The following is a 13,420-nucleotide window of genomic DNA, read 5'->3' on the forward strand; positions in this document are numbered from 1 at the left end:
ATGAATGCCAGCGATGGGATCCGCGTCACGCTCAGCGAATTGATTGAGATGCGCCACCGCGTGCGCGAAGTGCAGCTGTTTTCCACGCCGAGCCAGCGCAGCCCGCTGATCGGCCTGCACCACTCCAAGCTGCGCGGGCGCGGCGTCGACTTCGACCAGGTGCGTGTGTACCAGGCCGGAGACGACGTGCGCACCATCGACTGGCGCGTCACCGCACGCACCCAGGAGCCGCACACCAAACTGTTCCACGAAGAGCGCGAACGGCCGATCTTCATCATGGTCGAGCAAAGCTGCCGGCTGTTTTTCGGCTCGGGGCAGATGTTCAAGTCGGTGCTGGCGGCGCAGGCGGCGAGCCTGATCGGCTGGGCGGCCCTGGGGCACAACGATCGCGTCGGCGGGCTGGTGTTCGGCGACAACGAGCACTACGAAATCAAACCCCGGCGCAGCAAGCAAAGCCTGCTGCAACTGCTTAACCGCCTGGTGCGCGTCAACCAGAGCCTGGACACCGAAAGCCGTCCCGAAGCCGACGCCCTGGGCATGGCCCTGCGCCGTGGCCGCGAAGTGCTGCGCCCTGGCAGCCTGGTGATTGTGATTTGCGATGAACGTGCCCTCACCGACGGCGCCGAGCAACAACTGAGCCTGCTGTCACGCCATTGTGATCTGCTGCTGTTGCCGATCTCCGATCCGCTGGACCACGCCCTGCCCGCCGCCGGGCTGCTGCGTTTCGCGCAGCGAGGCGCGCAACTGGAACTCGACACGCTGAACTACGACTTGCGCCAGGCCTACAAGGCCCAGGCCGAAGCACGCATCGCCCGCTGGGAACGTCTCGCGCAAAAACTGCGGGTCCTGCTGATGCCCTTGAGCACCCAGAGCGAAATGGTCGAGCAACTGCGCGAATACCTCAACCCGCAACGCCCGGCCAAAAAACAATGAGCAGCCTCGACCAACTGCAACCGCTGATCGCCCCGCCGAGTATCGGCTTCTGGCCGCCTGCGCCGGGCTGGTGGCTGGTGCTGCTGGTGATCCCGTTGCTGGGGTGGGGGCTTTGGTCCCTGCGCCGCTTCCTGCCTGCGCGCCGCCCGGTCGCACGCGCCGAACAACCCTTGGACCCGTTGCGCATCGCCGCCCTGGCCGAATTGGCGCTGATGCCCAAACCCTACGACGGCGCGCCCGCCGGTGCCTGGTTGCAACAACTCAATGGCTTGCTCAAGCGCCTGTGCCGCAACGACTACCCTTACAGCCAGAGCCACACCCTCAACGGGCGCAAATGGCTGGCATTCCTCGACAACCGCTGCCCGGCTGCCGGCCTCACCCGCTGGATGGTGCTGGTGGAAGGCGCCTACAAACCCGAATGCAAACTCGACGACAAAGCCATCGCCGGCCTGACTCAAGCCGTCGACACCTGGATTCGCAAACATGTTTGAGTTCGCCTGGCCGTGGATCTTCGTCCTGTTGCCGCTGCCCTGGTTGATGCGGCTGATCCTGCCAGCGGCCGACAGCGGCGAACCCGCGCTTAAAGTCAGCTACCTCGGTGACCTCGAAGGCCTGGCCAGGCGCCGCGCCCGCGTCAACTTGCCGGGCTGGCGCCAGCAGGCCCCCTTCGTGGTGCTGTGGCTGCTGCTGCTGACCGCCGCCGCACGCCCGGAATGGCTCGGTGAACCGCTGCCGATTGCCGCCAGCGGCCGCGATCTACTGGTGGCAGTCGACGTGTCCGGCTCCATGGATTTCCCCGATATGCAGTGGCAGGACGAGGACGTGAGTCGCCTGTCCCTGGTCAAAAACCTATTGGGTGATTTCCTTGAACACCGCGAAGGTGACCGCGTAGGCCTGATCCTGTTCGGCAGCCAGGCGTACCTGCAAGCGCCGCTGACCTTCGACCGCCGCACCGTGCGCACCTGGCTGGATGAAGCACGCATCGGCATCGCCGGCAAAAACACTGCCATCGGCGATGCCATCGGCCTGGCCCTAAAACGCCTGCGCCAGCGCCCGGCGCAAAGCCGCGTACTGATCCTGGTCACCGACGGCGCCAACAACGCCGGGCAGATCGACCCGCTGACCGCCGCACGCCTGGCCGCCGAAGAAGGTGTGAAAATCTACCCGATCGGCATCGGCGCCGACCCCGAGCAAACCGGTTCCCTGGGCATCCTCGGCGTCAACCCGAGCCTGGACCTCTATGAACCGGCTCTCAGGGCCATTGCCGAAGCAACCGGCGGGCAATACTTCCGCGCCCGCGATGGCGAAGAGCTGCAAACCATCAAGGCAACCCTCGACCGACTCGAACCCGTCGAGCAACAACCGACCCAGGCCCGCCCGGCTCAGGCGTTGTACAGCGGCCCCCTGGCCCTGGCGCTGATCCTGAGCCTGTTGCTGGTGATCCAGGAACGCTGGCCGAACAACGCCCTGCAACGCTGGTTCAGCAAAGTGTCGAGCAAGGGGATCTTCCTGCAACAAAGTCCTGAGTGGCGCCAACGCCTTAAACGCCTGCGTTTGCGGAGGCGCCGATGATCGACCTCTGGCCGCACTGGTTCCGCCCCTGGTGGCTGTTGCTGTTGCCGCTGCTCGGCTGGTTGCTATGGCAGTTGTGGCACCGGCAAAAACGCGCCGGGCGCTGGCAGATGATCCTGCCGCCGGCCTTTCATGCCGTGCTGCTCAGCGGTGGCAGCGGCCGCGAAAGCAAATCACCGTGGGTGGTGCTCGGTATCGCCTGGCTATTGGCCGTGCTGGCCTTGCTCGGCCCCAGTTGGCAACGGGTCGAACAAACCAGCCAGAAGCCCTCCGACCCGCTGGTGGTGCTGCTTGAGCTGACCCCGGAAATGCTCGCCACCGACAGCCCGCCCAATCGTCTGGAGCAAGCCCGCCGCAAGCTGTATGACTTGTTGCAGGCGCGCACCGATGCGCAAACCGCCATCGTGGTGTATGCCGGCAGCGCCCACACGCTGGTGCCACTGTCGGACGACCTGGGCACCAGCCGCAACCTGCTCGAAGCGCTGCGTCCCTCGATCATGCCCGAGACCGGCCACCGCGCTGACCTGGCGGTGCACAAAGCCCTGGACCTGCTCAAGCACAGCGGCCTCGGCCAAGGACGCCTGCTGCTGATTGGCTCATCGCTGTCCAAGCAGGAGCGCCAGGGCATTCGCCTGTTGCTGCAAAGCAACCAGTCGCCGCCCCTGTCGATCCTCGGCATCGGCAGCCGCGAAGGCACGCCCGTCACCCAGGAAAGCGGTGAATTTCTCAAGGACGAACAAGGCGCGATTCTGGTGCCACGCCTCGACAGCCCCACGCTCAAAGCCTTCGCCAACGAGATGGGCGGGCGTTACCGTGCCGCGCGCCTGGACGATAAAGACCTGCGCCAGCTCGGCGTACTCGACCCGCCGCAAGCCCTGCGTAACGACGGCCAGTTGCTGCACCTCGACACCTGGGCCGACCAGGGTTACTGGCTGCTCTTGCCGCTGTTGCTGCTCGCCGCCTGCGCCGGGCGCCGTGGCTGGTTGTTTTGCCTGCCCTTGCTGCTGATGGCCGCCCCCCAGCCCAGCTACGCCTTCGAACTCCAGGATTTGTGGCTGCGCCCAGACCAGCAAGGCCAATACCTGCTCAAGAAAAAACGCCCCGCCGAAGCCGCCGAACACTTCCAGGATGTGCAATGGCAAGGCGTTGCCTTGTACGAAGCCGGCAACTATGCCGAAGCCATCAAGCGCTTTGCCGAAGGCAATGACGCCTACGCTCACTACAATCGCGGTAATGCCTTGGCCAGATCCGGCGCACTCGAAGCGGCTGTCGACGCCTACGAGCAAGCCCTGGAAGCCCAGCCCGACCTGCAACCAGCCCTGAAAAACAAGGCCCTGGTGGAAGCCCTGATGCAGGAGCAGGCAGCGCCCGAGCCCGAACAGCCGGCAAAAAACGAGGATGACGAAACCACCCAACCCGGCCAAACTGCGCAACCGGGCGCCAGTGGGCAAACTGCCACGGGCGGCGAGCAGTCGTCCCAAGGCCAGGGCGAAGCGGGCAGCGGTGACACCCAGACCGGCGCCACACCCCAAGCCGGCGGCAACGAAGTACCGGGCAGCGAACTGGGCGACGAGCAAACCACTACCCCGCCGCTGCGCCCCGCCGACGCCAGCCTCGACGATGAACACCGCCAAGCCCTGGAACAATGGCTGCGGGAGATCCCGGACAACCCCGGCGAACTGCTGCGACGCAAATTCTGGTACGAACAGCAACAACATCAGGACAAGACTCGATGAGCCGCCGCACCCCCCTTCTGCTTCTGCTGGCGTTGACGGCAGGCCACGCCCAGGCGGCGAACCTGGTGGCCAGTGTCGACCGCAGCCGCCTCAATTCCGGGGAAACGGTGGAGCTGACGGTGGAGTCCAGCGACGTCACCCAGTTCGGCAAACCCGACCTGTCGCCACTGGATGCACAGTTCGAAGTCAGCGGCACCCGCCAGCTCAACCAGCTCACCACCCTGGGCGGCGACAACCACGCCACCACGCGCTGGATCATCACCCTGCTGCCCAAGGAAAACGGCACCGTAGTGATCCCGCCGTTGCAAGTGGGCGAGTACTCGACCCAGCCGATCAGCCTGCAAGTGCTGGAAACCGCCAGCCAGAACAGCAACGCCGAGCTGGCGCCGGTGTTTGTCGAAGCCAGCCTCGATCAATCCAGCGTGTACGTGCAGGCACAGGCCCTGTTGACGGTGCGCGTGTACCACTCGGTGTCGCTGTATGACGACAGCAGCCTCACCCCGTTGCAGATCCCGGATGCTCGCGTGGAGCAATTGGGCGAGTCGCGCACCTATGAAAAGGTCATCAACAGCATCCGCCACGGAGTAATCGAAACCCGCTACGCGATCTACCCGCAACACAGCGGCGCCCTGGAACTGCCAACGCAGACCTTCAGCGCCACGTTGGTGGAATCGCGCCCGCCCCAGGACAATACCCTGCAAGGCACCAAGCCGGGCAAGCTGATCCACGTGAGTTCGGCGCCGTTGGCGTTGCAGGTCAAACCCAAGCCCGAGTTGTATCCCGCCGATACGCCCTGGTTGCCGGCGCGCAGCCTGACCCTGACGGAATCCTGGAATCCAGAGCCTGAACATGTGCAAGTCGGCGACTCCCTGACCCGCAGCCTCACGGTCAAGGCCGAGGGCCTGTCCAGTGCCCAACTGCCGGCCGTCCCCAGCACAGAAATCAATGGCTTGCGCCGCTACCCGGACCAACCGGTACTTGGCAACCAGACCAGCGACCGTGGCCTGGTCGGCAGCCGCGAAGACCGCGAAGCCCTGGTCCCCAATCGGGTCGGCCCGCTGGAACTGCCACCTGTTGAAGTGGTGTGGTGGAACACCCATGAGGATCACCTTGAACGTACCAGCGTGCCCGCCCGCACCCTGCAAGTGGCGGCCAACCCGAGTCTGATGGTGGACACGCCTGCCACGCCAACCATCATCACCGCACCGGACGACAGCCGTCTGTGGCTATGGCAACTGAGCACCCTGGTCCTGGCCTGCACCACCCTGCTGGGCTTCGGCCTGTGGTGGCGTGCGCGCTGGCAACCGGCGGTGCTGCGCGCCGCACAAACCGGCCCGAGCCCGCGCACCCTGCTCGATGACCTCAAACGCGCCACCCAGGCCAACGACCCCCAGGCCACCCGCCAGGCGCTGGATGCCTGGGCGCGGCAGCAGCCGGAAACCCTGGCGGACATGGCGGCGCGCTTCGTGCCGCTGTCGGATGCGCTGGATGGGTTGAACGGTGCGCTGTACAGCGAGAGCGGCCAGTACTGGCTGGGCGAAGACCTGTGGCGCGCGATAAAAGCCATCCCCATGACCGAGCGCGTGCAAGACTCGGCGACGGACACCACCAGCTTGCCGCCGCTGTATCCCAAGTAACCCCCTTGTGGCGAGCGCTGGGCAGCCTGCACACCGCATAACCCTTGTGGGAGGGCGCTTGCCCCCGATGGCGGTGGGTCCGTCAAAAAAGAGCAGGCTGACCCACCGCCATCGGAGGCAAGCCTCCTCCCACATTGGATCGGCGTCGTCTGGAGCAGCGTGTTCGCAATACAGGTAAACTCCCCTCCTTTTCCTCTTCCTCACGGAGTTCGCCTTGCGTCTGTTTCATACCTCCGACTGGCACTTGGGCCAAAACCTGCACGGCCAGGAACGCGACTTCGAACACGCCTGTTTCCTTGAATGGCTGCTGGGCCAACTGAAACTGCACGGCCCCGATTCGCTGCTGATCGCCGGCGATATCTTCGACACGGTCAACCCGCCGCTCAAGGCCCAGGAGCGGCTGTATGACTTCATCATCAGCGCCCATGAACAAAACCCCAACCTGACCATCGTGATGATCGCCGGCAACCACGATTCCGGCTCGCGCATCGAGTTGCCCGCGCCTCTGATGCGCCGCCTGCGCACCCATGCCCTGGGCCGCGTGCTGTGGCTGGATGACGGGCAGTTGGATGCCGAGCGCCTGCTGATCCCGCTGCCGGATGCCAAAGGCAAGATCGCCGCCTGGTGCCTGGCCCTGCCCTTCCTGCGGCCAGCGGAAGTCACCGGCGCCCAGCTGGGTGACGATTACCTGCGTGGAATCGGCCAGGTACATGAATGGCTGATCGCCGCCGCCAACGCCAAACGCAAAAAAGGCCAGGCACTGATTGCCATTAGCCATGCACACATGGCCGGTGGTTCGGTGTCGGAAGACTCCGAGCGCAGCCTGATCATCGGCAATGCCGAGGCACTGCCCGCCAAACTGTTCGACAAAAGTGTCGCCTACGTTGCCCTCGGTCATTTGCACAAGCCGCAAAAGGTCAACGGCGAAGAGCGCATTCGCTACAGCGGCTCACCGATTCCGCTGTCGTTTTCCGAGATCGGCTACAAGCACCAGATTCTCGATGTGACCTTCCAGGGCCAATGCCTGGTGAGTGTCGAACCGCTGCTGATTCCCCGCTCGGTCGACCTGCAACGCCTCGAAGCCGCGCCGCTGGCGGATATCCTCAAGCAGTTGGCAGAGCTGCCCGATATCGACCTGCTCGCCGAAACCCAGCGCCACCCTTGGCTGGAAGTGCGTGTACGCCTCGACGAACCGCAACCGGACCTGCGCCAGCAAATCGAAACCGCCCTGCAAGGCAAGGCCGTGCGCCTGGTGCGCATCGCCGCCGAGTACGCCGGCAAACGCGGCAGCGATGCCACTGACGAAGAGCGCTTGATCGAACTCGACCAACTCACGCCCCAAGAGCTGTTCAGCCGCGCCTGGCAGGACAGCTACGGCAGCGAAGTGGATGAACAGACCTTGAAGGACTTCGCCGTGCTGCTCCAGGAAGTGCAACAGCAGGAGGAACAGCCATGAAGATCCTCGCCATCCGCCTGAAAAACCTCGCCTCCCTGGCCGGCCCGTTCGAAATCGACTTTACCGCCGAGCCCCTGGCCAGTGCGGGTCTGTTCGCCATCACCGGGCCGACCGGCGCCGGTAAAAGCACGTTGCTCGATGCACTGTGCCTGGCGCTGTTTGGCGCCGTGCCGCGCCTGGGCGATACCGGCCAGGCCAAGATGCCCGATGCCGACACCGATATTTCCATCGGCGATCCACGCACCCTGATCCGTCGTGGCACCGGCGGCGGCTATGCCGAGGTGGATTTTGTCGGCGTCAGTGGCCGCCGCTACCGTGCGCGCTGGGAAGCCAATCGCGCCCGCGACAAAGCCAGCGGCAAGCTGCAGAACAGCCGGCAAAGCCTGATGGACCTGGACAGCGACCAACTGCTGGCCAGCCAGAAGACCGAATACAAGACCCAGTTGGAACTGGCCCTGGGTCTGAACTTCGAGCAATTCACCCGCGCCGTACTGCTGGCCCAGAGTGAGTTCAGCGCCTTCCTCAAGGCCAACGACAACGAGCGCAGCGAACTGCTGGAAAAGCTCACCGATACCGCGCTCTATACCCAACTGGGGCGCCGCGCATTCGACAAGGCCAAGGACGCCAAGGACACGCACAAGCAGCTGCAGGATCAGGCCACTGGCGTGGTCCCCCTGGCCGCCGAAGCCCGCGCCGAGCTGGATCAGCAACTGGCCGACGCCCAGCAGCACTTCAAGTCTCAGCAGGCCCAGCTAAAGCAGTTGGAATTGCAGCACACCTGGCTCAAGGAACTGCACGAATGGCAGGAACGCCAACTCAGTGCCACCGAACAGTTGCATCGCGCCCAACGCGACTGGGATAGCCAGGGCCCGCAACGCCAGGACCTGAGCCGGCTGGAACAATTGGCGCCGCAACGCCATCACTTTGCACGACAGGCTGAACTCGGCACGTTGCTGACCCCGCTGGCAGCGCAGATTCAGCAGCACATCGAGCAGCAAAACGCCCTGCACGCCCGTCAGCAACACGCGCAGCTGCAACAAGCGACGGCACAAAGTGCCTTGGCTCAAGCGCTGAGCAACCAAGCAGACGCGGCGCCGCTATTGCGCCAGGCCTTCGAAGCGCAAAGCACCCTCGCCCACTTGACCCGTGACTTGGCCAAGCGCACGGAGGAAAAACAGCAGCAGGAAACCGCCTGCACCGAGGGCCACGCCCTGCTCAAGGGCCTGCAAGACAAACACACCCAGGTTGCCGAGCGCCTGCAACGTTTGTCTGCCGAGCTTGAGCGCAGTGCCAGCCTCGCCCCCCTGAGCGAAGCCTGGAACGCCTACCGCGACCGCCTGCAACAGCTGATGCTGATCGGCAACCGCCTGAACAAAGGCCAGGCCGAACTGCCTCAACTGCAAGAACGCGCCACCACCTCGGCCGACACGTTTGCCCAGCAACGCGAAGCCCTCGACCTGCTCTATCAAGAAGCCGGCGCCGAACCCCACGCCGTGGCCGAACAGGTGCAACTGCTGGCCAGCCTGCTGCAAGACAATCGCAAGCAACAGCGCGCCTTCGAAGACCTGACGCGCCTGTGGGACAGCCAACAGCAGCTGGACCAGCACGCCGCTGCCCTCACGCAAAAGCTCGCCGACGCCGCGCAGCAACGGGACCAACTGAACCAGGCCGGCCTGCACACCAAGGCCGAACTGGCGGTCGCCGAGCAGACGTTGACGGTCACCCGGCAATTGCTGGAACGCCAGCGCCTGGCGCGCAGTGCCAGCGTCGAAGAGCTGCGCGAACAGTTGCAAGATGATCAGCCCTGCCCAGTCTGCGGCAGCCATGAGCACCCCTATCACCAACCCGAAGCGTTGCTGCACAGCCTCGGCCGCCACGATGAAAACGAGGAGGCCACGGCGCAGAAAGCCGTCGACGCGCTCAAGGAAAAACTCACCGAATTGCGCGCTGAAGTGGGCGGCTTGATTGCCCAGCAAAAGGAATTCCTGCAACAGCAAGAGCAGTTGGCAATCCAGCAACAGGGCCTTGCGCCGAGCCTTGAAGCTCACCCGTTGTCCGCCTCGCTGCTCAACCAGGACGCGGCCAAACGCAGCGACTGGTTGACCCAGCAACTAAGCCAACTGACGCAGAGCATTGCCCAGGACGAACAACGCCAGGGCGCCCTGCTCAACCTGCAACAGAACGCCGGGCGCCTGCAGCAGCAACTGCAACTGGCCCAGGAGGCGAGCCAGCAGGCCCGCCAATTGATGCTGGACCAGCAGCGCGAGCTGTCCAACGACCGCGAGCGTCTTGATGAAGAACTCCAGGCCTTCGCCAGCCTGCTGCCGGCCGACACCCTCGAAGGCTTGCGCAACGAACCGGCCGCGACCTTTATGTTGCTCGACCAGCAGGTGAGCCAGCGCCTTGAGCAACTGGGTCATCAGCACGATGAACTGGCCGAGCAACAGGAGCGCCAGCAGGCCATCGAGAAAGAACACACCCACCAGCAGCATCGCCAGCAGCAACTCGATGCGCTGAACCAGCAATTCACCGAGCTGGCGGCCCGGCAACAGGTGGCCCAGGACACACTCCGTACACTGCTGGGCGAGCACGCGAGCGCTGAACAGTGGCAGCAACAACTGGAGCAGGCCGTGGTGCAGTCGCGCCAGAGCGAAACCGACGCCAACCAACAGTTGCAGGTCATCCACAACGAGCTGATCCAACTCGCCGCTGACCTCAAATCCCGCCAGGAACGTCAGCACACCCTGGACGCTGAACGGCAGGAACTCGAAACACGCCTCACACAGTGGCGCGCCCTGCACCCTGAGTTGGATGACACTGGCCTGACCCGGCTTCTGGCGTTCGACGACGCCCAGGTCAGCGCACTGCGCCAACAGCTGCAGGCCAGCGAAAAGGCCGTCGAACAAGTCAAGGTCCTGCTGCAAGAGCGCGAGCAACGCCTCGCCGAACATCAGGCTTCGCACAATGGCAACCTGGATGCCGAGCAATTGGACAGCGCCCTGGTCAGCCTCAATCAACAATTGGCTGAAGGCGAAAAACAGGTGGCTGAACTGCGTGCGCGTCAGTCCGAGGACCAACGCCGCCAGGATGCCAACGATGCGCTGGCCGAGCGCATCACCCAGGCCTATGAAGAGTGGCAACGCTGGGCGCGCTTGAATGCGTTGATCGGCTCGGCCACTGGCGATACGTTTCGCAAGATCGCCCAGGCCTACAACCTTGACCTGCTGGTGCATCACGCCAACGTGCAACTGCGCCAACTGGTGCGCCGCTACCGCCTCAAGCGCGGTGGCAGCATGCTCGGGTTACTGGTGATGGACACGGAAATGGGTGATGAGCTGCGCTCGGTGCATTCCTTGTCCGGCGGCGAGACGTTCCTGGTGTCGCTGGCGCTGGCCTTGGGCCTGGCGTCGATGGCGTCCAGCACGCTGAAGATCGAGTCGCTGTTTATCGACGAAGGCTTCGGCAGCCTCGACCCGGAGTCCCTGCAATTGGCGATGGATGCCCTGGACGGCTTGCAGGCCCAGGGCCGCAAAGTCGCGGTGATTTCCCACGTGCAGGAAATGCATGAGCGCATCCCCGTGCAGATCCAGGTCAAGCGCCAGGGCAATGGCCTGAGCACCCTGGAGGTCAAGTGAGTGAGGCGCTGCTGTATTCGTTTCGCCGGTGCCCGTACGCCATGCGCGCACGCCTGGCCTTGGGGTATTCGGGCGTGCCGGTGCAGATCATCGAGGTGAGCCTGAAAGCCAAGCCGGCAGAGATGCTGGCGCTGTCGCCCAAGGGCACGGTGCCGGTGTTGAGTGTGGACGGTCAGGTCATCGACGAGAGCCTGGCGGTCATGCAGTGGGCGCTGGCGCAGAACGACCCTGACGATTGGTTGCTGCAGGGCGATGCCAGGGTGTTGGAGTTGATTGCCGAGAACGATTCAGCGTTCAAACATCATTTGAATCGATACAAATATGCCGAACGCTACCCCGAGCAGCCAATGGAGCATTATCGGGCCGAGGGCGCCGTATTTTTGCAGAAGCTTGAGGACTTGCTGGCGGAGACCGACTACTTGCTGGCCGACCATTTGAGCCTGGCCGATGTGGCACTGGCGCCGTTTGTGCGCCAGTTTGCCCATGTGGATCGGGAGTGGTTTGCAGGGGCACCGTATCAGCGGCTAGCGGTTTGGCTACAACGTTTTCTGGACTCGCCGCTGTTTCTCACGGTGATGGCAAAAGCTTAAGCCCCGCACACCCTGGCGTTCAGTGCTGAGTCTTGTGATCCAGGGCCGCATAGAAGTTGGCGCTTTGTTGCAGGTATTTCTGGGTGTAGGCGCTGGTGCTCGATTGTTTGCCACTGACGTCCACGCTGGCGGACGCGGGCAAGGCCACGGTGGCGGAAACAGCAGAGGCGGCGATGATCGAGAAGAGATTGAAGTTCATGTCGGTAACCCTTGTGTGCGTTTGGTTGGGTGGCCGGTGAAGGCCTTGGAACCCAACTTACGCCCGAGGGTTGAACCTTAGAAATGCTTTGAAACACTAGCCGCTATCAACACAATTAATAGAAAGGCTCAGGCCCCGCAGTGCGGGGCCTGTGGCTTATTGACGCACCAGGAACTTGAGGTCGCTAGGGGCATCAATCGGTAATTTCTGCACGGTTTTACCCAGCAGGCCGGTCTTGGGGTCACGTTCGACCACCACGATTTCATTGCTCTTCTGGTTGGCGATCAGCAGGAACTTGCCGCTCGGGTCCAGGCTGAACTCACGCGGGTGGTCACCTTCCACGGAGCGGCGCTGGACTTCCTTGAGGTGCGCGGTCGCCGGGTCGATGCTGAACACCAGCAGCTGGTTGGCGGTGCCACGGTTGCTCACATACAGGAATTTGCCATCACCGGAGGCGTGCAGCGCGGCGCCCGCCTTGTCGGAGACCGGTTGCCCGGCAGCGAACTCCACCAATTGTGTCTGCGTGAGCTTACCGTCGTGATAATCGAACACCGCGACCTGCGCGCTCATCTCGGTGGTCAGCCAGGCGTGTTTGCCATCGGCGCTGAACAGCAAGTGACGCGGACCGCTGCCGGGCGGTAATTGCACCGAGGACGGATTGGCCGGGGTCAGTGGCAATTCGTGATTGGCCTTGGGATCGTAGCGGTAGGCAAACAGCTTGTCCGCCCCCAGGTCCTGCACGAACACATACTTGCCATCTGGCGACGACACCACCGAGTGCACATGGTTGGACGCCTGGCGCTCGGGGTTTACCCGACTGGCCGGGTGCCCGCTCAACTGCACCGGTGCCGACAGTTTGCCGGTGGCGTCCACCGGCAGGATCGCCAGGCTGCCGCCCGGATCTTCCAGCACGGAATAGTTGGCGACAAACAGGTAACGTCCGTCCCCGGCGACGCTGGAGTGCGTCGGCTCGTTACCCAGGCTCTGCACCTGGTTGATCAGGGTGAGCTGATGACTCTTCGGATCAATGCTGTAGCTGCTGACCCGACCTACCGCGTCCGTCTGGCCAGGGCCGTTTTCGTTGACCACAAACAGGTGCTTCTGGTCTTTGGAGACCGTCAGCCATGACGGGTTGGCTGCCTTGGCCGCCAGCACCGGCGGGCCCTGGAGCTGGCCGGTACGGCTGTCGAATTGCAGGCGGTAGATACCCTCACTGCTGCCGGCGGTGTAGCTGCCGACCAACAGTTCATAGGTGTCGGCCGGGGCGGCTTGCACCGACATCGCACCGACACTGCCGGCCATCAACAGGGGCCAGAATTTACGCATCATCATCGGCTTCATCCTCGTCGTTATTGTTGCCGGTGAAGCCGCTCATGCAGATCAGGCGGTGCTCGCCCGAATCACCGGTAAGGAGCCAGCTTTGCAAGGTGGTGTCGAAAGTAGCCGCCTGCACCTGAGCCGTGCTGAACTCCCAGCGTTTTTCCGCACGGCCGTCCATGGCGGTGATCAGCAGTTTCTGGGCATCGAGGTGAAACTCAAAGGCATGCAGGCCATCGATTTCAAGCATGGCGCTGGTGGCAAGTTCAGCCAGCAAGGTCTTAGCAGTCATCAGGGTCATTCATCAGCAAGAAAGACACTGATGATAGGCCAATCCTTCACGCC

General features: G+C 63.6%; 11 protein-coding genes. 8 read left to right on the forward strand and 3 right to left on the reverse strand.

The window, feature by feature from the left end:
* The 8 genes from AB3G88_RS14630 (at window position 1) to AB3G88_RS14665 (ending at window position 11,559) form a co-directional block, all read left to right on the forward strand.
* Window positions 1-933 carry a DUF58 domain-containing protein gene (locus tag AB3G88_RS14630; protein WP_099585379.1) on the forward strand — a complete coding sequence of 311 codons (933 nt, stop codon included), beginning with the start codon at window positions 1-3 and terminating at the stop codon, window positions 931-933.
* Window positions 930-1,424 carry a DUF4381 domain-containing protein gene (locus AB3G88_RS14635; RefSeq protein WP_099585380.1) on the forward strand — a complete coding sequence of 165 codons (495 nt, stop codon included), beginning with the start codon at window positions 930-932 and terminating at the stop codon, window positions 1,422-1,424. The genes AB3G88_RS14630 and AB3G88_RS14635 overlap by 4 nt, the downstream gene beginning before the upstream one ends.
* Complete coding sequence (locus AB3G88_RS14640; protein ID WP_480450369.1) at window positions 1,417-2,505, forward strand: vWA domain-containing protein; 1,089 nt, start codon at window positions 1,417-1,419, stop codon at window positions 2,503-2,505. The genes AB3G88_RS14635 and AB3G88_RS14640 overlap by 8 nt, the downstream gene beginning before the upstream one ends.
* Window positions 2,502-4,241, forward strand: coding sequence for a tetratricopeptide repeat protein (locus AB3G88_RS14645; protein WP_400526544.1), 1,740 nt, complete (start codon window positions 2,502-2,504; stop codon window positions 4,239-4,241). Before AB3G88_RS14640 ends, AB3G88_RS14645 begins: the two co-directional genes overlap by 4 nt.
* Window positions 4,238-5,878, forward strand: coding sequence for a BatD family protein (locus tag AB3G88_RS14650; RefSeq protein WP_480450372.1), 1,641 nt, complete (start codon window positions 4,238-4,240; stop codon window positions 5,876-5,878). The genes AB3G88_RS14645 and AB3G88_RS14650 overlap by 4 nt, the downstream gene beginning before the upstream one ends.
* A gap of 214 nt (window positions 5,879-6,092) precedes the next feature.
* Window positions 6,093-7,334 carry an exonuclease SbcCD subunit D C-terminal domain-containing protein gene (locus AB3G88_RS14655; protein WP_480450374.1) on the forward strand — a complete coding sequence of 414 codons (1,242 nt, stop codon included), beginning with the start codon at window positions 6,093-6,095 and terminating at the stop codon, window positions 7,332-7,334.
* On the forward strand, window positions 7,331-10,969 hold the full coding sequence (locus tag AB3G88_RS14660; protein ID WP_480450376.1) for an AAA family ATPase: 3,639 nt from the start codon (window positions 7,331-7,333) through the stop codon (window positions 10,967-10,969). Before AB3G88_RS14655 ends, AB3G88_RS14660 begins: the two co-directional genes overlap by 4 nt.
* Window positions 10,966-11,559: a glutathione S-transferase gene (locus AB3G88_RS14665; protein ID WP_480450378.1), complete on the forward strand. Its 594-nt coding sequence runs from the start codon at window positions 10,966-10,968 to the stop codon at window positions 11,557-11,559. The genes AB3G88_RS14660 and AB3G88_RS14665 overlap by 4 nt, the downstream gene beginning before the upstream one ends.
* Window positions 11,560-11,578: 19 nt before the next feature.
* Here the strand turns inward: AB3G88_RS14665 and AB3G88_RS14670 are convergent, their stop codons facing one another.
* The 3 genes from AB3G88_RS14670 to AB3G88_RS14680 form a co-directional block, all read right to left on the reverse strand.
* Window positions 11,579-11,758: a hypothetical protein gene (locus tag AB3G88_RS14670; RefSeq protein ID WP_099583244.1), complete on the reverse strand. Its 180-nt coding sequence runs from the start codon at window positions 11,756-11,758 to the stop codon at window positions 11,579-11,581.
* A 156-nt stretch (window positions 11,759-11,914) separates the two neighbouring features.
* Window positions 11,915-13,090 (reverse strand): lactonase family protein, encoded by a 1,176-nt coding sequence (locus AB3G88_RS14675; protein WP_480450380.1) that lies wholly within the window; start codon window positions 13,088-13,090, stop codon window positions 11,915-11,917.
* The gene (locus tag AB3G88_RS14680) at window positions 13,077-13,367 is read right to left on the reverse strand and encodes a DUF5629 family protein (protein WP_112196963.1); all 291 of its coding nucleotides are present in this window, start codon (window positions 13,365-13,367) and stop codon (window positions 13,077-13,079) included. Before AB3G88_RS14680 ends, AB3G88_RS14675 begins: the two co-directional genes overlap by 14 nt.
* Between the last annotated feature and the right edge of the window lie 53 nt (window positions 13,368-13,420).

This window comes from Pseudomonas arvensis (assembly GCF_056688935.1).

What these genes read in the sequence shown, in the direction of transcription:
- AB3G88_RS14640 (WP_480450369.1), top strand. Translation starts at nt 1,417, where the DNA reads ATGTTTGAGTTCGCCTGGCCGTGGATCTTCGTCCTGTTGCCGCTGCCC.
- AB3G88_RS14670 (WP_099583244.1), bottom strand. Translation starts at nt 11,758, where the DNA reads ATGAACTTCAATCTCTTCTCGATCATCGCCGCCTCTGCTGTTTCCGCC.
- AB3G88_RS14675 (WP_480450380.1), bottom strand. Translation starts at nt 13,090, where the DNA reads ATGATGATGCGTAAATTCTGGCCCCTGTTGATGGCCGGCAGTGTCGGT.
- AB3G88_RS14680 (WP_112196963.1), bottom strand. Translation starts at nt 13,367, where the DNA reads ATGACTGCTAAGACCTTGCTGGCTGAACTTGCCACCAGCGCCATGCTT.
- AB3G88_RS14645 (WP_400526544.1), top strand. Translation starts at nt 2,502, where the DNA reads ATGATCGACCTCTGGCCGCACTGGTTCCGCCCCTGGTGGCTGTTGCTG.
- AB3G88_RS14630 (WP_099585379.1), top strand. Translation starts at nt 1, where the DNA reads ATGAATGCCAGCGATGGGATCCGCGTCACGCTCAGCGAATTGATTGAG.
- AB3G88_RS14650 (WP_480450372.1), top strand. Translation starts at nt 4,238, where the DNA reads ATGAGCCGCCGCACCCCCCTTCTGCTTCTGCTGGCGTTGACGGCAGGC.
- AB3G88_RS14635 (WP_099585380.1), top strand. Translation starts at nt 930, where the DNA reads ATGAGCAGCCTCGACCAACTGCAACCGCTGATCGCCCCGCCGAGTATC.
- AB3G88_RS14660 (WP_480450376.1), top strand. Translation starts at nt 7,331, where the DNA reads ATGAAGATCCTCGCCATCCGCCTGAAAAACCTCGCCTCCCTGGCCGGC.